This is a genomic window from Blautia sp. HCP28S3_G10 (genome assembly GCF_052065235.1).
Lineage (GTDB): Bacteria > Bacillota > Clostridia > Lachnospirales > Lachnospiraceae > Blautia_A.
This window is the reverse complement of record NZ_JBQHUL010000003.1, coordinates 30,948-53,574: the sequence shown is the minus strand read 5'-3', so window position 1 is coordinate 53,574 and position 22,627 is coordinate 30,948. Positions and strand designations below refer to the sequence as shown.

Genomic DNA, 22,627 nt, shown 5'->3' with positions numbered 1-22,627 from the left:
TCCAACCATTTATGCCGTAATATGTGACTGTAAATATCGTAATAAATCCTCACGTACTGCACGATGCATTTTCATAGTGACCTTCGTAATTGGCTGCATACGACCATGATTGTCCTCCTTCTGGGCATTTCTGGCTTCTAATACATCAAATTGCCCCATATAGTAGAAGCTTGTCTCCGCATCTGATTTTTTTACAAATAAATGCTTTCTTTCAGCTTCAAGTACATCCTTCATATAGGAACTATCCAGGCCTTTCCCAATCTGAGAATCCCATTTGAAAATCAGATCATCCTCAAAGGCATCCGCATAATCAGGTTTTCCTTCTACATAGTTTTTTTCATCCTGACTTTCTTCTTTATGATATGTGATAAAAATGAAGACATCATCACCAATTCGTTTCATACCATACATAATCGAAGATAAATCCTTGCCACAATTCATAAGAAGGCTTACATCTCTTCTGGAATACTTTTCATATAATACAAATGGACTATCCACAATTCGTCCCGAAGAATATTTATCCTTATATCTGGCAATACCGACTTTTATAATATCTTCCACCTGTGTGCAGAACTGAATATGAGTAAGTCTTTCTGTGTAACTTTGCAATCTTCGGATCATTCCTGATTGATCATTTTCCAGAATATCAATCTGACAAAATTTCTGATATTCTGCTTCTTTACTCACGAAATGTCCCAGCAGCACATGAATTGCTTCATTAACCTGTAATGTGCTGATTTCAATTCCATAGGTCTTTTGATATTCTTTTATAAAATCTGCAGTCCCGATATGATCTTTATAAAGCAATTGATTTAATATTGCAAGTTCATCAGGACGCACTCCTGAAAGAACCGTTTTAGACAAATACTCCAGTGTTAATTTCTCCTGTTCGTTTAAGTTATTCTTGTATTTATCCTTTTCCATTGCTTGCATAAAGGCATAATATGTTTTATATTCTCTAATAATTACCAGTGGATCAATTTCCTGATTTTCATAGAAATCATACAGAAGCGGAACCCGTCCTAACCGATTCTTCAAAGCGACATAGCTTTCTTTAATCAGCGTTTTCATCCCTTTGATTTTGTCAATAGACTTAAATATCTTATCCTTGGAAATCTCATCAAAATGAACCGTTGAGGCACCTGGTATTGTACTATTTCCACTGATTACATATTTGCGGATTACATCAGCGTTATAAGAACGATCTCCTGATAAAGCTACCGGAATCATAAAGTTATTATTATAGTTTCCAATAAAATCCAAAATAACAACATATTCCTTTCCAGGCGCCTTTCTAAGACCTCGTCCCAACTGCTGAATAAATACAATCGGAGACTGCGTCGGTCTAAGCATAATAACCTGATTTACCTCAACAATATCCACACCTTCATTTAATATATCTCGTGAAAAAATATAATCCAAAGGCTGCATCTCTTCCGTTGTATCCGCTTCATCCATTGCCAGTCTCTCAAATGCCTTCTGTCGTTTTTCTTCGCTATCAACACCACTAAGAGCAATTGTACGATATCCCAGAGCATTAAACTTTCTCGATAATTCTTCACACTCCTTAACACGACTACAGAAAATAAGTCCCCTTACACGATCACCGCTATAACCATAATATTCCGACTGTTCAATCACATGCTTCACTCTCTCATCACTGGTAAGCTGATTGAACTCATCATCTGTCAGCTTCGTAGCCTGCAATGTTTTGTCATCCAGGGAAATAACCTCACTGACGCCAAAATAATGAAATGGACAAAGCAGATTGTCTTCCATTGCCTGCTGTAAACGGATTTCATGAGCGATCTGATAATGGAAAATCTCATATATATTTTTACCTTCCTGATTATCATCTCTTTTATCCGGTGTCGCAGTCATACCTAAAAACAACTTCGGATTAAAATAATCAATAACCTTTGTATAGATGTTGTTGGAACTATGATGAGCCTCATCCAAAATAATGCAGTCGAAAGCATCCGGCTGATACTGAAACAAATGTGCATCTCTATTTAAAGTTTCTACTGTTGCAAAAACATAATCCTTCTCGTATTCATAGGAGCCTGCTCCCACCAATCCCATTGTCACTTTCTTATCGAAAACTTTTTCAAAAGATTTTTTAGCCTGCTTCGCAAGTGTTACACGGTGAACCAGAAACAACACTCTTTTGAAACCAAGTTCTCGCATAGCAAATGCAGATGCATAAGTCTTTCCGGTTCCAGTTGCGGAGATCAGCAACGCCCGCTCTTCTCCCTGCTCCAAAATATTTCGCAAGTTCGCAATAAACCTCTCCTGCATAGAGTTTGGCTTTAATCTATATTTTTCAATAGACGGAATCTCTTCGCTTTTCGCGATTTCCTGCTGGTGTTTTATGATATTGTAACGTTCTTTATAGACTTCATAAAAATCCTCGTATGGCAAAGCGTACTCACTGTTCCAAAGACTGTGAAACTCTTCTACGATTTCTTCTGCAACCTCGCCACTTTCCGTAGAAATCAGTTTCGTATTCCACTCTTTGTTTACCGTCAGCGCCGCACTTGTCATATTGGAACTTCCGATGATGATTCGATAAATCTCTTCTTTCTTGAAAATATATCCCTTCGTGTGGAAACCATTTCCTGCTGCTTCCACATCGTACATTTTCAACGTAATATTTTTTAATCCATTAAGTTTCTCAAGTGCTCTCGGCTCGCTGAAATTCAGATAATTGGTCGTAAGAATCTGTCCCTTAACGCCCTTTTTCTCAAGCTCTTTTAACGTCTGAAGAAGCGGTGTTACACCACCCATCGTGATAAATGCAACACTGATCTGAAACTGATCACAGCGCAGCAATTCATCCTCCACAGATGAAATAACCTTCTTTCCTTCTTCCGGATTATTCGACACAAATGCTGGCTTATATGCCAGATTTGCCGCAACGGAACCATTTATATAAGCGGCACTTAAGCCGCTTTTCAACTCATTGATTACATTCACATCCACTGATCCAATCTTCCTCTTATTTTAAATTTCTTAAATGCCTATTAAAATGAACCTCTTGTTCATTATTATACCTTACATGTAATAAATTGTCATAAATAACTTTCCGTATTTTCTTGCTTTCCTTGTTTCTTTATGTTTCTTCCCATCATCCAAAGCAAATAGCCAAGACCCTAATCAGCCTCAGCTATTCTAAACTATATCGTTCAGTTTCAAAAATCAAACTCATCCGGATCCAATCCTGCATCTTCCAACACTTCTCTTCTTTCATCCGGATCCATAAATTCCAACTCATCATAATCGAGTCCGGCATCCGCAAAAGTATCGATCTCATCGTCGTCATCAAGGATACTTTTTTCATCATCCTTCATCATTTCGTCCATGAACTGAAACTGTGCAGCACGTTCCCAGCTATCCAATTTCCCGTCTCTGTTAAAATCAAACATCTTATCAAATCCAAACATGATTTTTCCTCCCTCAGATTTCTTTATTCTTCAACCTCTGTTTCGAATTTCTTAACCTTCTTTTGATTATCCAGAAGACTCTTCTTGCTGATGCTGCAGATTGTTCCGTGATCTGTAACAAGCACCACTTTTGCTTTTGCTTTCTTCCCGATTTTGTCATAGATTCTTCCGGCACTCATGGAATCTCCGATCACTGTATAAGAACTGTTTGCTACATATCCGATTTTTCCCAGACCTTCGTAAATTACTTTAATTGCTTCCTTGTCATACTCATTGTCTGGTTCTTTTTCTAATCGGATCTTCGTTCCTTTTTTCAGAAATTCTTTTCCGAAATAATGATTTGTTCCTGTCAGTGTGAAATAGATCTTACTCATTGTCCTTCCTCATCCTAATCTTCCATAAACTCGAAATATTCCTGTTCACTGGCAAATAAAATGTATTTGCCTTCTACATATCCCATATATCCGTTGCTTGTGTTATAACCTTTCATCTGCCAGTCCTCCTTGGATTTTTCTTCTTTTTTGATGTTATCATCTTACAATAAGTGGCTGTGCAAAAATCCCGACAACCAACCGGTTCTATGATTGATTAAAGGCCTTTAATTGCTATTTTAAATGCTTTAATTGCTAAACTTCTCAGATCATTTTTGTATTTAATAGCTGAGAGATAGAGAATAGTTATACCGACTTTTGCCACTTATTTTTACTGGCAACACAAGGGTATGGCAAAAGTTCCCCTCTGCCACACGACTTCTATTGTCAGTTACCCCGGAATATACCGGGGCAATCTTTTTTTCATACAGTGCTCGTTTGTCTTGTTCACACGTGTATCCCATCTCAGGGAACACCCAGTCCGTTAGCGCCATCGCAGGCAGCCTCAGCCATATCATGTATGGTCTCCAGGATCCTCACTCCTCCTAGCTGACATCATTCGGGAGTATCATTATTAATTCGCCGCTTTGCTCAGAAAGCCATCGCCGCAGCAATGTTTCAATGCAAACCTCTGTTTCTGTTCTTCCTCGGACTGATTGTCCTTGGACTTATCCGGAATCCTATCTGGCAGGACTCCGGCGGACTGGCAAGCTCATTCAATTTTCAAAGTCTTGAGTCGGCTTTTCGATCCGAATTTTTGATCTGTAGCCTTCTCAACTTCTAAATACAAAAAAGTTTGGGAAAGTTCACGGAGAAATGAAAAAGATTAGAAAAAAAGACCATCTACGGTTTCACGGTAAATGATCTTTTTATTGCCAATATTCAATTTATATCATTTTGTTTTCATAATCTTGTAACTCATGGAAAATATCATCCACATATACAACATCATTTTCTATTCTATATAACATAAAATATCTGTGCTGTTGAAAATTTATTCGACGATATCCCAGACTCTGTAAACGTGGATTGTCGCATACTTTCAAACTACTCGCTACATACTTTAACTTTTTAATAGTATTCTCAAAATCATCAAGCACATTTTTCGCTGCTTGCTTATTTTTCTTAACGAAAAGCAGATACTGTATAAACTGATTCAAGTCTTCTTCTGCTTCAGCTGTTACAACTATTTTATAATCCATATTTTCCTCTCATATCTGAAATCACATCATCTGCATTTCGGTAATTTCCCCTTTTTGAGGATTCTCTGGATTGTTCCAGTCTTTGAAGCATCTCTTCTTCTGTCATAGATGTATAAGGATTATGCACAGTTCGTTTTATTTCAAATGGAAATCCATTATATGCAACCGCCTGCGTTAAAAACATCCTTATTGCTGATGTCGTGTCAGTTCCAAGATCTTTAAAAAGCTGATCTGATTTATTTTTCAAATCATCGTCTACCCTGATCTGAATTGTACTTGCCATTTTAGATACCTCCTTTTTTCTTCATTATAATGCTATTTCATTACTAATTCAATACAATTGTATTGATATTTCACTTATTTCTTTGCACTTACCCAAGATAGTAGGTATGGAATCTTAGATTACAATTGAGGTAGGTACAATAAAAATACAATCGGCACAACTTTTTCTTTCTGTACTTATTCAGTTCCTGACGTCCAATGATTGGGATGCCAGGATAACCATCTGCCTGTGTCCTGATTGCCGGAGAGCTTGTCTGGGCGCACAATTCCGATTTATCCAATTTAACAAATTCAGAATTTATTCAAAGATCAAATGGTTTGGGCTCATGTAGACTACATATAAACTTATCACAATATCCCATTCCATCTTCAAAATCAGGCTTCATTTTAATGCATTGTATTGGTTCGCCATATTTCCCATGAACACAATACCAACAAAAATCACAGCATGGATCACATACTATATCATTGCAAACATACATATATTTCTCTCAATTCTTTTTTATTTTTTCTTTTATCCTATCACACTCGCACCAAATGGCATGAAAGAGAGTCTTGCCATCTTGAAAAACTGCTTTCCAAAAGGAATTCCAACTATCGTAATGCACCATATACAACCCACTATCAGGTTTCCAAGTGCCATTTCCCATCCAAAAAATATAATCCATATAAGATTTACCAGAAACGAAAACATGCCATTTCCATACACGATTTCTTTTCCAAACGGCCAGAATGCCAGGGTTGCAAATTTAAAGCATTGCAGACCTACCGGAATTCCAATAATTGTAATACACCATATGCCTCCTGCCAAAACCCAGGCCAGGCCGCCCAGTAATCCTCCAAATATAAACCAAAGGATATTACCTATAGTTCTCATGACAACACATCCTCCTTATCCAATGTTTAATATTCTTTTGCAATTTTCTCTGTTATCTCATATATCTCTTTAAATTTTTCTAAATCCTCTGCAGATCTGATCAGCATGATCTCTTCGATTTTTCCAGTCCGTATGTCTTTGAATCCTACTACTTCTTCTCCAGTACAAATACTTGCACGAATAACAGGTTTCATATGTTCTCTGTCATATGTTTTTTTCACGATTTTCTTTTTGAATAATCCCATTCTACCTCCCCATCTCCGAATATCTTCGACAACAAAATCAACTATTTAATTCCTGGAACATTTTTCTGCATCGATCGCCAGTACAAACATCAGCGCATCCAACGCATTTCCTGGATCCTGCACATCAATAACATATGTATCAGTCATATGAAACAGTTCTTTACTAACCCGTGCAATTGAATAACCGCTTCGATCAAGAATGCTATAGTCCCATTCCATAATGGTTCCATCAATATGCCATCCATTGTAATCAATATTATAATGTGGTGTCAGGAATGAGAATTCTTTACTCAGGCATCCGATATAACTGCCGTTTTTATAAATCTCAAATTTAGGAAGAAAAGTAAGTACTTTCTGAACAACCATTCCTACTTCATTTCCATAGACGTCATAAATTACAAGTTTATGTCCCCAGGACAACTGACCTTTTACTACATAAACAGTGTTGCCTGCTTCATCATAGATATCATAGCTGTCAAACCATGAAAACAGCCTTTGTTTAAATAATAGCTTCATAACTTTTCACCGCTCTCTCCAACAGATATAATTGGTTCTTTATAAGTATCATAATACCATGCCGGAACACCTTAAAAAATATGTAAATCGAAGAATTAACCCATCTTATTTCACGGATTATGATAAAACACATATTACCAGCTATAAATCTCTACTCGTTCCCCAAAAGGTACAAAAAAGACCATTTACTGTTTTACGGTAAATAGTCTTTACATTTCAATATTCAATTTATATCATACTGAACCGTTTGTCGTCCCTGCAAATCGTTAAGAAAAGAATCGAAGGTGGTGCAAACGAAAAAGCAGTATTGAGACTTTTCATTAACTGCCCTTTCGTTTGCATCAATTTCGATTCTTTTCTTAACGATTTTTCAATTCAAATAACTTTATGTTGCCTCTCATAAAATATTTGAAAGTAATTCTTCTATCAAACTATTTATCATCTCCGGTTTATCTGTATTAGAATTATGACCGGCCCCTTCAATCCACTTTAAAGGAATTTTCGTTTTTCGATGCCATTCTCTGTTATACCTTATGCATGAACCGGCATGATCCTTTGTACCACATATCAACAGGGAAGGACATTTGATTTCATATGGCAGATCCTTTTCCATTGCCTCTGCCAGAATACGAAACCCATGCCCGGCAATTTGGGCATAACGATGCTGATCACCATCATAGACTAGCATCATTTCCTTCATCAGGTTTCTGCCATAATTAGAAGTTGCAACTCCCTTTGTTCCGGATTTCAAAAGCAACTTCCATGGGTAATGTGCATATATTGGTTCCATTCTTTTCAGAAGCCAGATCTCCACTGCTGTCACATAGTTTCTCTGTAGCGGTGCTGAATCAATGGAGATAAAACCTGCCAGCCGATCGGGATACAATTGTGCATAAGCCTGTCCTACATATCCACCCATTGATTGACCTATTATAATTGGATTTATGATTTCTTCTTTTTCAAGAATCCCATTCAGCCATTTTGCCTTATCAAACAAGTCAAAATCAAACCGAAACGGCCAGGATGAGGCATGAGCTGGTGCATCCCATACAATCATATTATATTTTCCCACGAAGTGCTCAACCTGCTTATCAAACAATCTATGATCAGCAGTCAGCCCTGGAAGAAATACAATCGTCATTGTATCCAAACTCAGAATACTTGACCAATAGTGAATCGTTCCACAAGGAGTTTGATATGTACTTTCCTTCAACAAGTTCACCTCCACAATTTCCTTGCATTATTAATTCCCGTAGTTCTCCTCCCAGTAATCATACGCATCATCATATCCGCCATCATAATTTCCTCCACCAAATTCCTCAGCCCAGTCATCAGCGAAATCATCCGGATCATCATAATTATAAACATCATAGGAATCGTTTCTCCGGGATGAATAAGAATTGCTGTATGTATTGTATGAACGCGATGGAATACTCTTTTTTCCAGAAGAATAACTTCTTTGGGATTTACTGGAATAGCTGTTACTCGTACTGTTTTTTCTTTGGGAATTTTCATATGCTCTTTCTCTTTTCATCGCCTCTTCATAAATACTGTTAATATGCTCCATGCAATAGTTTGTTCCCCAATCCTTTTTGTTCCAGCATCCCGGTTCATCACAGTAAAGATCCACTACCTTCAATGTAATTATAATTATCAGCTCAACACTAAGGATTACTGTCGCTATAATTTTAAAAGTCTTTGAATAAAAAAAATCCGGCAGCCACATATCTCTTCTCCTTTATCTCTTTTATCTAATTCTGATGTTATCAGTTTACATCAAATAGCAGTGCATAAATCCGCACAACCAACGAATTTGCCAGAACTAGTAGTTCTAAAGTATACTTCGATTTCACGACATCATTTCTAATACAGATTTTATCGTACTTTTTAATCTCAGTCCATCCTTTATACCCAGGCGATAGAAAAACTCTTCTGTCTCTGCTCCGCTGGCAAATCTTTCATCGCAATACTTCGTAAGCACTTTCTCTTGTTCCGGAGACAGTGTTTCCAAAAGCTTCTGGTATTCCTTCTCTATATTTTCATTATATGGCCGTGTATCTTTATTTGATTTCCATTCAGAATATGCTTTGCTCATACGATTGGATATCATCTTATCAACAGACTCCTCTACGTCTTTTGACACCTTTGAGGGAGACTCTTGCTTTTGAACTTTTTCGCTCTTCGCATTTTCAAGTGTTGACTCGTCAATATAGTGAATAATTTCTCTCAAATTTGACTTCATAGATTGCAAATATCCTCTCATCAGCACTGCCAATTTCTCTGCTTCGGTCTCCTCTTTTTCTGGATCTGACGCATAAAGTTCTTCCAGTTTCTTCAGAATATCCATCCCTGCTTTTATCTGAAATTCCAAATCCAGCAGCTCATTCCATAATGGTTCCATCAATATGCCATCCATTGTAATCAATATTATAATGTGGCGTCAGGAATGAGAATTCTCTGCTCAGGCATCCGATATAACTGCCGTTTTTATAAATTTCAAATTTAGGAAGAAAAGTAAGTACTTTCTGAACAACCATTCCTACTTCGTTTCCATAGGCATCATAAATTACAAGTTTATGTCCCCAGGACAACTGACCTTTTACTACATAAACAGTGTTGCCTGCTTCATCATAGATATCATAGCTGTCAAACCATGAAAACAACCTTTGTTTAAACAATAACTTCATAACTTTTCACCGCTCTCTCCAACAGATATAATTGGTTCTTTATAAGTACCATAATACCATGCCGGAACACCTTAAAAAATATGTAAATCGAAGAATTAACCCATCTTATTTCACGGATTATGATAAAACATAGATTTCCGGCTATAAATCTCTACTTGTTCACAAAAAGATATAAAAAAGACCATGCTATGTGTAAGGCATATGGAAAAAGAATAATGTTTATGTCAGTTCCTTTTATTATTGGAATAATCATAGATATCTAATATCAAGGAATAGGCTGTTGGATCGCATGGTGGATATAGAATTTACGGACCCATTGGAAGCAGCTGTAGTAAATGTAGCCCAAGTAGAAGATGCAGCAATGCCGAATCGGGTTTCTTTACCTTCCATGTTTCCGCCCGCCTGATCTACCATAGAAACATCAACATTTCCGTTTTGAATAAGTTGTGGTGTTGCAAATTGCTCATTAACAGCAACCACGCTCAGTGCAAATACAAGGCAAAGGAACATTGCCATAAAAATTGCGATTCCCTGCTTTTTATTTTTTACTGCGTTACCAAAAGTAAAACATAGTGCCGCAGGGATTAAAAGTAGTGAAATCATCTCAATCAGATTGGTAAAGGCATTGGGATTTTCCAAAGGATGTGCGGAGTTGACGCCCATATAACCGCCGCCGTTGGTGCCGGTCTGTTTGATTGCGACCTGGCTGGCCGCAGGACCCATCGGTACGAACTGCTCGGTGACGATCTGTGCATTCGAAACGATTTCGCCATCTACAGTGACGGTTCTTATTATATAAAAGTAAAATTTCATTTATTTTATCGAAATTTGTTGGATGCTTTTGGTTATAGCAGATTTTTATTTCTGCAATAAATATTTTTCCTTCGTACATATTAATAAGCCTGATGGAAAAGGGAGATTCCATCAGGCTCTTTCAGATCTACTCTTCCGTTTCCGGAAAAGACGGCTTATATCGTTTGTTTGCAGATTGTGGCACTACGATTTCAAAAAAATAATATCCCAGATACCGAAGAGCTACTTTTTTCTTCCGGTAAAAACTTGCCCGGCTCATCCCCAGTTCAAGCATAATTTCCATATCTGTCATTTTTCTGTGTCTGCAGAAGCAGCCATAAAGCACATCATAATATTCGGTTCCAAAATTCGGGGTAAAATATTTTACCAATGTCATTGCCCGGTTGACCATATCGCAAAGTCCATAGATTAGAATGATATTGTTTACTTCTTTTTTCAGTTTTCCTAAATTCATGCGGTAATCGTAAGCATCCATATACTGAAGGGCATAGGCCATATTCTCATTGATCTTTTCCTGACACTCCTGCTCTAATTCATCCAGAACCATCTGATTTTCCAAAATCAAGTCCTGATAATTGTTCATCAGTTCCTTGATTTTTCCATAGTACAGGTTCATTCTTTCTTCTGTATGGCGTGCTGCATTTAAGGTTACTTCTTTAAACGATCTGATCGCATAATCTCTTTCTGTCATTATCAAAATCTCCTTTTCGCATTGAATCGTCTTTCTCTGACGTTCTACACTCCCATCCCTGTGATTTTGACGGAAGCTCAATAAGAATTATTCTTGAGCAGGGCCACATCTGCATGGACAATATAGTGGGTATATTGTTTCATGGATATAAATGTAATGCCCTTATATGTCAATCTGAAAAGAGCAAAAGGGAAAGGTCAGTTCTTCTGCAGATCCTGTTTTCTTTCTTAAATCTTTACGCACTCTTGCGTTCCATAAACCACTTATCAAATTCATAATATAAATGGCATTCCTTACCATCTACCAATACCGTATACATAATTCCAGTACCACCTGCCTTACGACTCGCACATCGTTCTTTTGATTTTACTTTATCAATGATGTACTTCGTTCCATCTTCCCAGATAAATTCTACGGGCATCATAACACCATCAGTACTAAATTTTACGGTTACTTCAACATATGCTGAAACCCATCTGTATCTGGTTCTGGAAAAGGTATCGGAGTGTTCCCATTAGCATCTTTTCCGTCAGCAAATTCCAGTCGGCTTGCAGTTACCTCTGTGGTATAGACCGTTTTATCTGTTTCCTTATCTTTATAGCTTCCGATCATCAGCTCACCAAGTATTGCAACACGTTTTCCTTTTGTCAGGAAATCCCTTGCGAAATCTGCCTGTTTTCCAAAAGTTGTAATTTTAATATAATTGACACCTTTATTAAAATTTCTCGGCACAGCCAGATAAAATGATGCAATATGATACTTTCCTTTTTCTGTCTCGACTTCACTATAACTGGGATCTCTCACCAGACGTCCAATAAGTACAACCATATTCATCCATCCTTCCCCCTTTCTTACTCTATTTGCTACCTTACTGGCAACACAAGAGTACGGCAGATCAGATACGAAATAAAAACCAATCTGCCGCACAGCTTCTATTGTCAGCAGCCCTGGCGATAACCAGGGCTGTCATCATTTCAGAAAACAGTGCTAGATTGTCTTTTCACATGTGTAACCCATTTCAGGGTTCACCCAATCCGTTCACGCCATTGCAGGCAGTCTCAGCCATATCGTGTATGGTCTTCAGATTCCTCACTTTATCTGACCGGCATCATCGGGAGTATCATTATTGATCCGCAGCTTTCCATAGAAAAGCCATATGCAGACCTCTGTTTCTATTATCCTTACGGACTATCCGGAACTCTCTACAGCAGCTCCGGCGAATTGGCAAGCTCATTCAGTTGTCATTGTACGCAAGCTGCCACGACTTAAATGATGGTGTGGCCTGCTCAATTCCTAAATACAAAAGGTGGGGATTTAGTTAAGAATCTTTTTGAAAAAATTTTTGATATAATTTTCAGAACTGTAAAAGTCAAAAAAATAGTCCTGCCAGACAACGATGTTATCTGACAGGACACTATTGATTATGATTTCCTTAATTATGATGTCATAAAACTGTTTCCCTCAAATGGACTTTCGCTTCCCTCTGCGTCATCCATAAGTATATTCATTGCAATAATATATTTTGCAGCATGTGGCTGCTGCTCTATCATCTCCTCCAGAGATTCTTCCAAATCGTATTTATGATAGCGAACCCAGCAAGCTAAGTTACAGGATTGCTGAACAATATCACGAATCATGCTTCGCATGGTTTCTTCATATAAATGAATTGCGTCTGCATCAATCTTTTCGATATTCTCCTGTAATTGCCTGTCTGCTTCTTCTTTCCTCTGATTTAACAATTCATATTGCTCCTGATAGCGTGCTTGGTATTCCTCAGGTAATTGAATAAACGCCCATAAAGCCTTTACAACATCTGGATCCAGATCTCTTTTTAATGCTGGTAGCTGAATATATTCTTTTTCCATAATAGTTTCCTCACTTAATAATCCATTTTCCAATTTTGTGTTGTGCTGATTCCAGTATAACTTCCATAAACACTCCGATCCACAGAAAGAACAGCAAGATACCACTGGCAACTGCAAGTAAAGCAAACCGCTCCCATTGTCTGTACCAGAGCAGTGTTCCAATCAGCATAAAACCCAGAATGAGATTGACAATCCCTTTGCCGATGCAGTAGATTTCAACTACGATCTTTACCAGTAAATGGGCAGTGGCTAATAATAACCACACCGGTAACAATAAAATTTTTCCTGCCATTCTTAAAACAATCATAAGTACCTCCTTCAGTTTGCGTACTGTGGCATGTCGTGATTTACCGCTGCTTTATAATAACTTCCAATCGTTGATGGTGCATTAAATAAAGCAGCCAGCAAATATTGTTTTATGTTTCTGACTTTCGTAGTATTTTTATCCATGCACTCCAGCACATACTCGATATGCGAATAATTCAGTTTCAGTAATTTTCCCTTCACAAAGCCTGCCGGATAATATTCGCCGGCGATCCGTATCATATCCTTTTCAGTTTGAACGGTCTCCAGAATCAACTGATATATTTCTTCTACCAGATCCTGCTCTCTGCTATATGTATGCAGTAAAACATCAAAATCAATATTTTTCTTTACCAGTTCAGCATAAGCATTGATTGTCTGTTCTTTTTGATCACATCGAATCCTATCGCCATCTGATTTGATATGATTCGATGTGATATTACTCTGATTATTATAATTCATATAAGTCTTATTATATAGCGGTACCGTTTTGGGAACCTCTTGAAGTCCGTTTTGGGGCACTTCTGAGGTATCTGTTTCGGCACCTCTGAGGTGCTTATTCATCACCTCAGGAGTTCCCCTTTCGATACTTCTATGTACCACATCTTTTTCCTGTGAAGTTCCCATTTCATTACTTCTTTGACTACTCTGATGTGCCATAAAGCTCTTAACATATATAATGTTCGGCAATCCAAAGCCCCTCTTTTTCTTTTCAATCAGTCCGATTTTCTCCAATTCTGTGAGATAATCCATTGCTTTTTTCTTAGAGAATCCCAAGTCACTCTGTATCTCCGTGATCTGATAGATAATGTACACCTTGTTTTCTTCGTCAAGCCATTTATTTTTCATTGACAGTCCCATTCTATCCAGAAGTACCGAGTAAAGGACTTTAGCTGATAAAGACAGTGCGGAAAATGCTTCATCTAATAATAATATCCTTGGAATCCGGATAAAACTGAACTGATCAGCCTGAGTGCCATAATAGTATTCAAAATTCATACTGTTATCTCACCTCTTTTCCATTGATCCAGAAGTTCCAGAATTACACTTTCCATATCCTCCGCCGTATATTTATCAGAGAAGTAATTTCTCAGTTTTTTCTCTGATAACGTGATTTTTTGTTCCTGCTTCCTGCCAGGCTGACTGTTTACCAGTATGGAGATCATTTTCGCCTGCGTCATCGGTCCTGCTTCAAGTGCTGTGCGGAGTGCCGCTACCTGAACTGCTTTAACCGTACCATTTTCCTTGATGTATTCAAATAACCATGTTTGAATCTCTTTGTCAATATAGGAAATGTCAACCGCAACAGTAAACTGCAGACGTTTCTTATCTACATAATCAAGAAGGTCTGGAATGAGTTCCGTAAGTCGGATATACCTTCTAACTTGATTTTTACTTTCTCCTACCTGCTGTCCAATTACCGCTGCTGTTTCTGACCTCCACCCATTTTGGGTGTAAGTGGAATCTGCTATATCATTTCTGGCACCTTGCCTCTTCATCGCATCCATTTTCATTTTATATGCAAATGCCTTTTCACTTGGGAGCAACTCTTCCCTTTGAATATTAGCATCTACCATTATGACAATGGCTTCATCGTCTTCCATATCCCGCACAATGGCTGGTATAGTTTCCAATCCTGCTTTTATCGCTGCGTGCATTCTTCGATGCCCGGATATCATCTCATAGCTGTTATTCTTATCTGGCCTTACTAAAACAGGTGTCAGCACACCATTCTGTTTAATACTCTCTACCAGGTCATCCATCTTATCGTCATCCAAAACCTTAAATGGATGATTTACAAAGCTGTGTATTCTGCTAATCTCAATATCTGTTGCACTTTCCTCACCGGATACTCCCAGCAGTTCATCTATACTAGGCATCTTTATTTTTTCTGCACTCTTACTCTTCATTTCCCAGTACCTCCTTTGCAATCGTCTCATATGCTTTCGCTACTTTTCCATTCAGGCAATGAGAAAAAATGCTGACACCTTCTGCACTTGTTTCAGCTGCTTTCACTGACATAGGAATCACTGTATCAAAAATCTCTATTTTCTCACCATAGGCTTCACGCACTTTGCCAGCCACATCCTTTGCATAGTTTGTGCGAAAGTCCACCATTGTAAGAAGAATCCCTTCAAATATCAGCTTCCTATTCAGCCGCTTCTTCACCATTGCAATCGTATGTATCAGCTGCTGAAGACCTTTCACCGGAAGGTAAGCCGCCTGTACTGGAATCAACACGGAATCCGCAGCTACCAGCGCATTAATTGTCATTAGTCCCAGGCTTGGCATACAGTCAATCAATATATAGTCGTACTTCGTTCTCACAGCCTCAATATATTCCTTCATAATCAGTTCCCTGCTCATCACATTCCCCATTGTTACTTCCAATGCAGACAATTCGATATTTGCCGGAAGCAGATCTACATTTTCTTTATGATGCAGAATGCCATCTGTGATCTCAAATTCTTTTTCATTGATGATAGCCATCATAATTGTGGCAAGTGTAGTTCCTATTTCGTCCGGTTCTACATAGCCAAGACTTGCTGTAAGGCTCCCCTGTGGATCTGCATCAATCAGCAACACTTTCTTTCCCTGTCTGGCAAGTCCAATTCCAAGATTTACGGTTGTGGTGGTTTTTCCAACTCCACCTTTCTGGTTTGATATTGCGATTACTCTACACATAATTTTCCTCCTATTTTGCTGCCGTTTTCTGCGGTTTCCATTGATTTAACATGCTCAGTATCTCTTCTTTCATTTCTGCCGGGGTATATGATTTTGGGAAATACCGATACAGTTGTTCGTTGTTAAACATCACTCTGGTAATTTCCCCTTTTTTGATCTCACCCATGATCTCTCTCATTTTTGTTCCCGTCAGCTTTTTCTCCCGGCTTAATTTCTTCATTCTCTGTGCCTGAGAAATGGATGGAACTGCCTGTGTATACTCCATAGCATCTATAAATTCCTTTTGTTCCTCTATCGTTAAATACGAAAGTTCCACAGCTGGGTTAAATGAAAGTTCACCGTTATCCAGCTTTTCCAGTGACTCAGGAATCAAATCCGTCAGTTTCAGATACCGCTGTACCTGTTTTGCGCTGTCACCAAATTCTTCACCAATGATTTCTACTGTCTTTTTTCCTTTCAACGGGTAGTCAGACTGGCTACTTTTTCTTCTTCCTCCGGTTCGCTTCATAGCTTCATTCTTCATCTTATAAGCAAAAGCCTTTTCACTGAATGTTATCTGCTGCCTCTGTAAATTGGAATCCACCATATTAATTACTGCTTCATCATCTGACATGACTCTGATAATGACCGGTACCTTCCTGTAACCAAACTTTTCAGCAGCTGCCTTTCTTCTGTGCCCGGAGATAATCTCATAAACACCATCTGGAATCGGTCGTACAATCAGTGGATTTATGATTCCGTATTTCTCAACACTCGCACTGAGCCGAATCATTTCCTGATCCATCCGAACCTTAAATGGATGGTTCTTAAAGGTCCGCAGACGTTCCAGCTGAATCTCTATAATTTTTTCGCCATCTTCTGGAACTGATGCACTTCGTGTATCCACTGTATCCATATCTTTCCTCCATTTCTTATCTGCAACAGAAAAAGCCTGTCCAGATAGATTTCTTTTTGAAATCTGATCCAAACAGGCTTACTGTTGACCTTAGTTCTCACTAATCAAAGATTCTATTGTATTCACACCTAATAACTTACCGCCGGATATTTCCCTTCCTCTTTTTTCTTATCTGAGCTTAGATTTACATCCACTTTCTCAAATAAACAGCTGACTTTTCTCTTTTATTAGAATTTCGATTTATTTCCAGCTATTATACCAGCAGTGCGTTTTATTAGACAGCGGCTAATAGGATTCTTTCCGTATTAGCTGATATTCCATTCCCTTTTCCCCTTGAAAAAACAAAAAAGCGGAAATCATATTAGAAATTTTTCTAATACATTCCGCTTTTGATAGGACGTCCCGTGCGGGAATCGAACCCACATCTAGTGCTTAGGAGAGCTCTGTGGTTCTGTTAATCCCTGTCAAGAACTGTTATGTTTAGCCCTTTATTATCAAGGACTTTTTTTATTTTCGAATCAAATTCTGGTAATCTGAATATCCTTTCTGTCAAGACCAGATAAGACCTGAAAATTAGCAGATTCTTTGCAGCTGCTAACATCCGGGGAAAGCTCTGTTGTTACTGACAGATATCATCTTCCGGCTACCATCCCCTTACAAGCGGGAATGATAAACAATATTCAATTGACCAGATTTCTATTATTACTATACAACGTTATTGTTGATTTGTCTATGGTGTTTCGACCACGACAGCCGATTTAAATACGAACATATCCAGTTGCCGGCACGGCACCATTTTACCAAAATCTCCTTCATTTCATTAATATCTCCATCATTTTGTTGCTAAATGATGGAGATATTTTCTTTATTCACCCCAGGCTACTTTTACTGCTTTTTCAAAATATTTAGCAGAATCACACAGATCAATTACTTGTTTCCAATGACTTTCCAAAGTAGGAATCAGCTGCTGGTATATACGATTATTCTTTTTATGACCTGGTATTCTTATTCCATGGTAATCCTTTTTTCTGGAAATAATATCCTCCCATGGATTTTGGATTTTTTCTATCTCCTCCATAGGATCAAAAGCAGCAACAATCCATGTATCTGTACTGTCACATGGCACCGTAATAATAATATCATTTCTCTCGGTATCTGTTCCAAGCCATTGTAAAACACAATGTGTTATATGGCTGCGATATCCTTCCGGTGTGTTCTCATGATCTTTACACGGAATGTCTACCGGACATGAGCCATCTATTAATGTTTCACATCCTAATGGATGAACTTTCCCTTTATGCTCACATTCCACAGTTGCACACCGACAATGAACCTCTTTTTCTTTCCGAGCCACGTCCCCATCCATTTGAATTACAATCATATCAATCTGAGGAGAGATACCCTTCATAATCTTATCCAGATTCTGTCCTGTAGACTCACACCAGTTCCATACACCTTTCCACCCATTTCCGTACTCGCCTAGCATATTTTGTTCCGGCTGAATTCTCAGATAATCATTTTCTTCTCCGGTTATCTGATCGATCATGCATTTAAGTACAAGATAATCTGTCGGTCCTTCACCTACAATTCCTATCCTCTTTTTCATAACAGTTCCGGAACACCTCCCAGAAGTCCGTTAATCCAAAGTCTGGATAAGGATTGTCCTGTTTCTAAAAGTTCTTGAGAAATCTGGATTCTATTTAATTCAGCGTGCCCATACTTATTTTTATTAATGGCAAACAGTCGTATCCTATCATCCGCCAGATTCAGTCCATCCAGTACAAGGGGGTTATGTGTTGTCATGAAAACCGTCTTGTCGCTCTCAATTATCAGCTGACTGAATACTTCTGTGATTCTTTTTGCCAGTCTAGGATTTAAAGCATGATCAAAACTGTCAATCGCAAACATTCCCGGCACATCCGGGTGCATAGCCAGTGTCAGCATAAACAGAACATACAAAGCACCTTCACTGGCATCATATCCGGTAAATACTGCTTTATCCTTTAAAAAACGATCCTGAAATTCGATGACCTGTCGTGTACTCGGAACTCCCGGATTCAGATTCGACTTTTTGGGCCTTGCGATATGAATATCCGATGCCCACTCGATTAATTCAAGAACATCATCCATGCTCATTGCTCCAAACATTATCTCATCATCTACAGCCGAGAATAAATCCTCCATTGCATCAGCAAGTCTGCCGCCATTCAGTCCGATTGGCGTAACCTGTGTAGGATCTGCCACATTTCCACGCAGAGTAAGAGTATCCGGCTGATAAATCCCGTACCCAGAGATATAGTTTCCCATATCTGTATATTCTTCTCCGTTCAGTTTTTCTGACAGAGCATAATATCCTACCTTATTATTTAATTGTACGCTTGATCGATTACTTCGTCCAAATACATTTTCTCCGTTTTTAGAAACACTTTCCGAATGATATTTCCAGGTATCATCATCTGCAGGCGTAGTAAGATGTACAGAATATTCATACTCGTTTTTATTTCTCTCCCAGCTCATGGCAAAATCAACCGTTGGCATACTTCGTTCAATAGAACGAAACTGCGACTTATATAATGATGAAGTACTAAGCCGAACCCCCTTCCGCTGAAGACTATTATTATTCACACGGTCTGTCATGGCTGCACTCAGCACACCAATAGCTTCCAGAACAGAAGATTTTCCTGAACCATTGGCGCCAATAAAAACATTGATATTCCCAGGGCAGAAAGACACATCATAAAGTGATTTGAAATTTTTAATTTTGATTTCTTTTATATTCATTGAATCCTCCTCTTATCCCAAGTTTCTATAATATCTAATCTGATTTAATTATAATAATGTTTGAAAAATATGTCTATATCTAAACTCTAAAAAGCCTTTATTTTACAGCAATTAATTTATTTTAGATTTTATGTTTTTCTCTTTTTTTTGATACCTAAACAAATATTAGATATTATTCTTATTACATTATTTCCCTATTTAAAACAGAATAAACAAATACTTTCATTACTTCATTGTCTTCGCCAATGATGCAAGTAATGCCGCCATCTCCGGATTGGAGAGAACCTTTGCAAGCAATTCCGCATCAATACCTTCCGGAACCGCTACCGTGTTTTGTGCTGTATTCGGATGCATCTGCGGATCCAGATTTTTCTTCTCATAAAAAGCCTCTTCAAATAATTCTGCATTTTTCTTCCGGTCATCATCCAGGATGTGGGAATATACATCCGTGACCATGCTGACCTGGGCATGTCCGGAATCTCCCTGGACAGCCTTAATATCTCCACCATTCAGTTTCAACTTATAGGTAACACTGCTGTGTCTGAGACTGTGGAAAACAACCGGTGGGAGATCATAATCCTTAATCAACTGATTCAATGGCTTCCGGATCGCGCCATCCCCCAAAGGAAGACCAAACGTACTTGCCATGACCAGGTTATAGTCCATGTATTCATCTCCAAGAACTTCCTTTGTCTCATCCTGTTTTTCTTTCCACTCGATCAGCATCTTTGCGACAGACTTTGGAAGGAAAACCTTTCGGACACTGCTGTCTGTCTTCGGTGTTTTCAAAACACGGACTGTTTTATTGGTCTTGCTTTTTTCTGGAAATATCAGCAGCACATCTTTTGCATCCAGCTCTTTTAAAGCGGATTTGCTCACTCGCTGGGATTCCTTATTGATAAACAGATATGCCCGGTTTTCCTCAATTGCTTCCTCCGAGATGTCCACACAATCCCAGGTAAGCCCCAGAAGCTCACTGATCCGGAGAGAGCAGGAGAAGGAAAGATTCATTGCCAGCTTTAGCCGATCATCCTCACATACTTCCAGTGCGTACATCAGAGTTTCGGCAGTCCAGATCTCCCGTTTCTTTGTTTTATGTTTTGGTACGGTCGCATAGATACAAGGATTCTTCTCCATCAGCTCCCATTTGACAGCCTGTTTAAAACAGCTTCGGAGGAGTTTATGGATATCTCTGATGGTACTGGTAGATACATATTCATTCTTTCTTTTCCCAATTATAGGATTGACTACAGCCGGAGCTTTCAACAATCTCTGATAATATTTTTCAATAAAACGGGTATTGATCTCCGACAGTTTTTCATCCCCGATAATCGGAAGGATATAATTATTTATGAGAGAAACATTTCCATCATACGTAGATAATGCCCAGTTGTCTTTTCCATACAGGGCAACGTATTCTGCCAGAAGATCCTTCATGGTTTTACACTGCGGGATTATCATGGATCCCATTTCTTCTTTATACTCGATTTCTTTCTTGCGTTTCTTTGCCTCTGCCTTTGTAGCATAAGTTTCCCATTTCTGCTTCCGCTTCCCGTCTGTATCAGTATAGGAATAGATCACATTAAATTTTCCATTTCGTTCTCTGATTGATGCCATAATTTAACAACTCCTTTCTGTATTTCTCTTTTCCAGCCACGCTTCAAATTCTTTTCGTTTGATCCGAACATGGTTCCTTATTTTTACAACCGGAAAATATCCTTTTGTGTACCAGACATTTATCATGGACCGGCTGACCTTTGCCATAAAGGCTGCTTCATCTATAGTAAGATACTGCAGATTGCCATTCCTTCCTCGTTCCCCGGTCTGTACCAGTTTCTTTCTCCGATAATTCGCCAGTGCCACATTTTCTTCCATTGCCAGTTCTTCATAATCGTTTGCCGGATCCAGATGATATTCATCCTGCCCTTCCAGAAACTTCTGAAAGCTTTCCTTCGTGATTCTTTTTCGATCAGCGATCGTGACGAACTCAAAGAAATGCTGATACTTTTGACTATTCAGGATGCCATATACCTGATTTCTGGTGATTCCCAGCTGTCTGGCCATTTCCGGCATAGTGAGAGTAGCGGCCTCCATTTCGGCATCCCTCTTTTTATCATCCTCGGTGCGGTATCTGGACTGTCCGTCATACCATTTCTTAAATGCAGCTTTGGGTACACGTTTCCAGTAATCCACAATCACGACTTCGATATTATTCCGCTTGATCAGGTCATAAACGACACCATCCGTAACTTCCAGCATTTCTGCAAGTTCCGGAACAGAATAAGACCATTCTTTCAATTCCTTTCCCGGTTCTTCTCCGTTGACTTTATGATATTTAATCTGATTCGCATACCACTTTTCAAAACTCTCAATATTGACCCGCATCTTTCCGGCAATCTCTTTGGTCTCAAAAAAGTTTTTATGTACCAGCCAATACCGATCCGTCTTTTTAAGCCCTAAAAGCTCGCCCATCTCAGAAACACTCATCCATTTCTTTTTTGCAGAAGACAGTCTCTTGTATGGGCTGTTTGCTTCCACTTCCTTTATCAGTTCTTCGTATTCCCCGGTATTCATTTTTCCCTTCTCATCCATGAAGCTTTCCTCCTTCTTCCCATACCATACCGCACTTTTTCAAAAAAATTTAGGGTGCTGAATGCCAGTGGCATTCGTTTAGCACCGACCGAAGCGGAGCGGAGAGTCGATTTTTCATCCGGATAGGAGATTAGTTGGAAGATTCCGGCAGCTTATCCAGCCAGTCATCAAAGCTCTTTTTGGAGATACGGTACTTTCCGCCATCCAGCTGGATCCACCGGAACTCATTTTTCTTCAGAAGATTATATATTGTCGGTCTGCTGACTCCAAGAATTTCCTGTAACTCTTTTACTGTATAACATCTTTTCTCTGACATATGTCATTACCTCACATTTCATTATTTTGGAGGCGGCATGCCAAATACTCCCGCAAGTGACGG

At 38.7% G+C, this 22,627-nt stretch carries 26 protein-coding genes and 1 pseudogene; all 27 read right to left on the bottom strand.

Translation table 11 applies throughout. The features are described 5' to 3' along the window. Window positions 1-9 precede the first annotated feature (9 nt). On the bottom strand, window positions 10-2,982 hold the full coding sequence (locus ACTNB8_RS02515; RefSeq protein WP_441052006.1) for a DUF3427 domain-containing protein: 2,973 nt from the start codon (window positions 2,980-2,982) through the stop codon (window positions 10-12). Between the two features lie 209 nt (window positions 2,983-3,191). Further along, window positions 3,192-3,443: a hypothetical protein gene (locus ACTNB8_RS02510; RefSeq protein WP_441052004.1), complete on the bottom strand. Its 252-nt coding sequence runs from the start codon at window positions 3,441-3,443 to the stop codon at window positions 3,192-3,194. Window positions 3,444-3,466: 23 nt separating this feature from the next. Beyond that, the gene (locus tag ACTNB8_RS02505) at window positions 3,467-3,817 is read right to left on the bottom strand and encodes an HIRAN domain-containing protein (RefSeq protein WP_441052002.1); all 351 of its coding nucleotides are present in this window, start codon (window positions 3,815-3,817) and stop codon (window positions 3,467-3,469) included. An 884-nt stretch (window positions 3,818-4,701) separates the two neighbouring features. Then, window positions 4,702-5,016, bottom strand: coding sequence for a type II toxin-antitoxin system RelE/ParE family toxin (locus ACTNB8_RS02500; protein WP_441052000.1), 315 nt, complete (start codon window positions 5,014-5,016; stop codon window positions 4,702-4,704). Beyond that, window positions 5,006-5,299 carry a type II toxin-antitoxin system RelB/DinJ family antitoxin gene (locus ACTNB8_RS02495; protein ID WP_226854202.1) on the bottom strand — a complete coding sequence of 98 codons (294 nt, stop codon included), beginning with the start codon at window positions 5,297-5,299 and terminating at the stop codon, window positions 5,006-5,008. Before ACTNB8_RS02495 ends, ACTNB8_RS02500 begins: the two co-directional genes overlap by 11 nt. A gap of 513 nt (window positions 5,300-5,812) precedes the next feature. Then, on the bottom strand, window positions 5,813-6,175 hold the full coding sequence (locus ACTNB8_RS02490) for a YccF domain-containing protein (protein ID WP_441051998.1): 363 nt from the start codon (window positions 6,173-6,175) through the stop codon (window positions 5,813-5,815). A gap of 26 nt (window positions 6,176-6,201) precedes the next feature. Beyond that, the gene (locus ACTNB8_RS02485; RefSeq protein ID WP_441051996.1) at window positions 6,202-6,420 is read right to left on the bottom strand and encodes an aspartate dehydrogenase; all 219 of its coding nucleotides are present in this window, start codon (window positions 6,418-6,420) and stop codon (window positions 6,202-6,204) included. Between the two features lie 45 nt (window positions 6,421-6,465). Then, the gene (locus ACTNB8_RS02480) at window positions 6,466-6,936 is read right to left on the bottom strand and encodes an LURP-one-related/scramblase family protein (RefSeq protein WP_441051994.1); all 471 of its coding nucleotides are present in this window, start codon (window positions 6,934-6,936) and stop codon (window positions 6,466-6,468) included. Window positions 6,937-7,333: 397 nt separating this feature from the next. Next, entirely contained in the window at window positions 7,334-8,149 is an 816-nt protein-coding gene (locus tag ACTNB8_RS02475; RefSeq protein ID WP_441051992.1) for an alpha/beta fold hydrolase, read from the bottom strand. 30 nt (window positions 8,150-8,179) lie between these two features. Next, on the bottom strand, window positions 8,180-8,662 hold the full coding sequence (locus ACTNB8_RS02470) for a hypothetical protein (protein ID WP_441051991.1): 483 nt from the start codon (window positions 8,660-8,662) through the stop codon (window positions 8,180-8,182). Between the two features lie 123 nt (window positions 8,663-8,785). Then, entirely contained in the window at window positions 8,786-9,337 is a 552-nt protein-coding gene (locus ACTNB8_RS02465; RefSeq protein WP_441051989.1) for a hypothetical protein, read from the bottom strand. After that, the gene (locus ACTNB8_RS02460; RefSeq protein WP_441051987.1) at window positions 9,318-9,623 is read right to left on the bottom strand and encodes an LURP-one-related/scramblase family protein; all 306 of its coding nucleotides are present in this window, start codon (window positions 9,621-9,623) and stop codon (window positions 9,318-9,320) included. The genes ACTNB8_RS02465 and ACTNB8_RS02460 overlap by 20 nt, the downstream gene beginning before the upstream one ends. Before the next feature lie 297 nt (window positions 9,624-9,920). Continuing rightward, window positions 9,921-10,409 (bottom strand): annotated as a pseudogene (locus ACTNB8_RS02455) (potassium-transporting ATPase subunit KdpA); the annotation flags it as partial. Window positions 10,410-10,563: 154 nt separating this feature from the next. Continuing rightward, complete coding sequence (locus tag ACTNB8_RS02450) at window positions 10,564-11,127, bottom strand: hypothetical protein (RefSeq protein WP_441051985.1); 564 nt, start codon at window positions 11,125-11,127, stop codon at window positions 10,564-10,566. A 235-nt stretch (window positions 11,128-11,362) separates the two neighbouring features. Beyond that, the gene (locus ACTNB8_RS02445) at window positions 11,363-11,551 is read right to left on the bottom strand and encodes a hypothetical protein (protein WP_005421567.1); all 189 of its coding nucleotides are present in this window, start codon (window positions 11,549-11,551) and stop codon (window positions 11,363-11,365) included. Window positions 11,552-11,577: 26 nt separating this feature from the next. Beyond that, complete coding sequence (locus ACTNB8_RS02440) at window positions 11,578-11,961, bottom strand: single-stranded DNA-binding protein (protein ID WP_441051983.1); 384 nt, start codon at window positions 11,959-11,961, stop codon at window positions 11,578-11,580. Window positions 11,962-12,563: 602 nt separating this feature from the next. After that, window positions 12,564-12,992, bottom strand: a complete 429-nt coding sequence (locus tag ACTNB8_RS02435; RefSeq protein WP_441051981.1) for a hypothetical protein — start codon at window positions 12,990-12,992, stop codon at window positions 12,564-12,566. Window positions 12,993-13,002: 10 nt separating this feature from the next. Beyond that, on the bottom strand, window positions 13,003-13,299 hold the full coding sequence (locus tag ACTNB8_RS02430; RefSeq protein WP_055066640.1) for a hypothetical protein: 297 nt from the start codon (window positions 13,297-13,299) through the stop codon (window positions 13,003-13,005). 11 nt (window positions 13,300-13,310) lie between these two features. Beyond that, window positions 13,311-14,294 carry a DUF6017 domain-containing protein gene (locus ACTNB8_RS02425; RefSeq protein WP_441051979.1) on the bottom strand — a complete coding sequence of 328 codons (984 nt, stop codon included), beginning with the start codon at window positions 14,292-14,294 and terminating at the stop codon, window positions 13,311-13,313. Continuing rightward, window positions 14,291-15,205: a ParB/RepB/Spo0J family partition protein gene (locus ACTNB8_RS02420; RefSeq protein ID WP_441051977.1), complete on the bottom strand. Its 915-nt coding sequence runs from the start codon at window positions 15,203-15,205 to the stop codon at window positions 14,291-14,293. The genes ACTNB8_RS02425 and ACTNB8_RS02420 overlap by 4 nt, the downstream gene beginning before the upstream one ends. After that, complete coding sequence (locus ACTNB8_RS02415) at window positions 15,195-15,980, bottom strand: ParA family protein (RefSeq protein WP_173735538.1); 786 nt, start codon at window positions 15,978-15,980, stop codon at window positions 15,195-15,197. Before ACTNB8_RS02415 ends, ACTNB8_RS02420 begins: the two co-directional genes overlap by 11 nt. 10 nt (window positions 15,981-15,990) lie before the next feature. Further along, window positions 15,991-16,875, bottom strand: coding sequence for a ParB/RepB/Spo0J family partition protein (locus tag ACTNB8_RS02410; RefSeq protein WP_441051974.1), 885 nt, complete (start codon window positions 16,873-16,875; stop codon window positions 15,991-15,993). Window positions 16,876-17,740: 865 nt separating this feature from the next. Continuing rightward, window positions 17,741-18,481, bottom strand: a complete 741-nt coding sequence (locus ACTNB8_RS02405; RefSeq protein ID WP_300335994.1) for a hypothetical protein — start codon at window positions 18,479-18,481, stop codon at window positions 17,741-17,743. Further along, a complete protein-coding gene (locus ACTNB8_RS02400; protein ID WP_300335992.1) occupies window positions 18,478-19,656 on the bottom strand; it encodes an AAA family ATPase in 1,179 nt (392 codons plus the stop codon). Before ACTNB8_RS02400 ends, ACTNB8_RS02405 begins: the two co-directional genes overlap by 4 nt. 225 nt (window positions 19,657-19,881) lie before the next feature. Beyond that, window positions 19,882-21,273, bottom strand: a complete 1,392-nt coding sequence (locus ACTNB8_RS02395) for a tyrosine-type recombinase/integrase (protein WP_441051972.1) — start codon at window positions 21,271-21,273, stop codon at window positions 19,882-19,884. 3 nt (window positions 21,274-21,276) lie between these two features. Next, window positions 21,277-22,248 (bottom strand): helix-turn-helix domain-containing protein, encoded by a 972-nt coding sequence (locus ACTNB8_RS02390; protein ID WP_441051970.1) that lies wholly within the window; start codon window positions 22,246-22,248, stop codon window positions 21,277-21,279. A gap of 130 nt (window positions 22,249-22,378) precedes the next feature. Continuing rightward, window positions 22,379-22,564, bottom strand: coding sequence for a helix-turn-helix domain-containing protein (locus ACTNB8_RS02385; RefSeq protein ID WP_075671598.1), 186 nt, complete (start codon window positions 22,562-22,564; stop codon window positions 22,379-22,381). Between the last annotated feature and the right edge of the window lie 63 nt (window positions 22,565-22,627).

Excerpts from the sequence above, each read along its gene's own strand:
- ACTNB8_RS02390 (WP_441051970.1), bottom strand. The coding sequence starts at position 22,248 with ATGGATGAGAAGGGAAAAATGAATACCGGGGAATACGAAGAACTGATA.
- ACTNB8_RS02420 (WP_441051977.1), bottom strand. The coding sequence starts at position 15,205 with ATGAAGAGTAAGAGTGCAGAAAAAATAAAGATGCCTAGTATAGATGAA.
- ACTNB8_RS02460 (WP_441051987.1), bottom strand. The coding sequence starts at position 9,623 with ATGAAGTTATTGTTTAAACAAAGGTTGTTTTCATGGTTTGACAGCTAT.
- ACTNB8_RS02400 (WP_300335992.1), bottom strand. The coding sequence starts at position 19,656 with ATGAATATAAAAGAAATCAAAATTAAAAATTTCAAATCACTTTATGAT.
- ACTNB8_RS02450 (WP_441051985.1), bottom strand. The coding sequence starts at position 11,127 with ATGACAGAAAGAGATTATGCGATCAGATCGTTTAAAGAAGTAACCTTA.
- ACTNB8_RS02445 (WP_005421567.1), bottom strand. The coding sequence starts at position 11,551 with ATGATGCCCGTAGAATTTATCTGGGAAGATGGAACGAAGTACATCATT.
- ACTNB8_RS02500 (WP_441052000.1), bottom strand. The coding sequence starts at position 5,016 with ATGGATTATAAAATAGTTGTAACAGCTGAAGCAGAAGAAGACTTGAAT.
- ACTNB8_RS02470 (WP_441051991.1), bottom strand. The coding sequence starts at position 8,662 with ATGTGGCTGCCGGATTTTTTTTATTCAAAGACTTTTAAAATTATAGCG.
- ACTNB8_RS02495 (WP_226854202.1), bottom strand. The coding sequence starts at position 5,299 with ATGGCAAGTACAATTCAGATCAGGGTAGACGATGATTTGAAAAATAAA.
- ACTNB8_RS02485 (WP_441051996.1), bottom strand. The coding sequence starts at position 6,420 with ATGGGATTATTCAAAAAGAAAATCGTGAAAAAAACATATGACAGAGAA.
- ACTNB8_RS02510 (WP_441052004.1), bottom strand. The coding sequence starts at position 3,443 with ATGTTTGGATTTGATAAGATGTTTGATTTTAACAGAGACGGGAAATTG.
- ACTNB8_RS02430 (WP_055066640.1), bottom strand. The coding sequence starts at position 13,299 with ATGATTGTTTTAAGAATGGCAGGAAAAATTTTATTGTTACCGGTGTGG.
- ACTNB8_RS02385 (WP_075671598.1), bottom strand. The coding sequence starts at position 22,564 with ATGTCAGAGAAAAGATGTTATACAGTAAAAGAGTTACAGGAAATTCTT.
- ACTNB8_RS02505 (WP_441052002.1), bottom strand. The coding sequence starts at position 3,817 with ATGAGTAAGATCTATTTCACACTGACAGGAACAAATCATTATTTCGGA.
- ACTNB8_RS02410 (WP_441051974.1), bottom strand. The coding sequence starts at position 16,875 with ATGGATACAGTGGATACACGAAGTGCATCAGTTCCAGAAGATGGCGAA.
- ACTNB8_RS02415 (WP_173735538.1), bottom strand. The coding sequence starts at position 15,980 with ATGTGTAGAGTAATCGCAATATCAAACCAGAAAGGTGGAGTTGGAAAA.
- ACTNB8_RS02405 (WP_300335994.1), bottom strand. The coding sequence starts at position 18,481 with ATGAAAAAGAGGATAGGAATTGTAGGTGAAGGACCGACAGATTATCTT.
- ACTNB8_RS02480 (WP_441051994.1), bottom strand. The coding sequence starts at position 6,936 with ATGAAGCTATTATTTAAACAAAGGCTGTTTTCATGGTTTGACAGCTAT.
- ACTNB8_RS02490 (WP_441051998.1), bottom strand. The coding sequence starts at position 6,175 with ATGAGAACTATAGGTAATATCCTTTGGTTTATATTTGGAGGATTACTG.
- ACTNB8_RS02425 (WP_441051979.1), bottom strand. The coding sequence starts at position 14,294 with ATGAATTTTGAATACTATTATGGCACTCAGGCTGATCAGTTCAGTTTT.
- ACTNB8_RS02435 (WP_441051981.1), bottom strand. The coding sequence starts at position 12,992 with ATGGAAAAAGAATATATTCAGCTACCAGCATTAAAAAGAGATCTGGAT.
- ACTNB8_RS02440 (WP_441051983.1), bottom strand. The coding sequence starts at position 11,961 with ATGAATATGGTTGTACTTATTGGACGTCTGGTGAGAGATCCCAGTTAT.
- ACTNB8_RS02395 (WP_441051972.1), bottom strand. The coding sequence starts at position 21,273 with ATGGCATCAATCAGAGAACGAAATGGAAAATTTAATGTGATCTATTCC.
- ACTNB8_RS02465 (WP_441051989.1), bottom strand. The coding sequence starts at position 9,337 with ATGGAACCATTATGGAATGAGCTGCTGGATTTGGAATTTCAGATAAAA.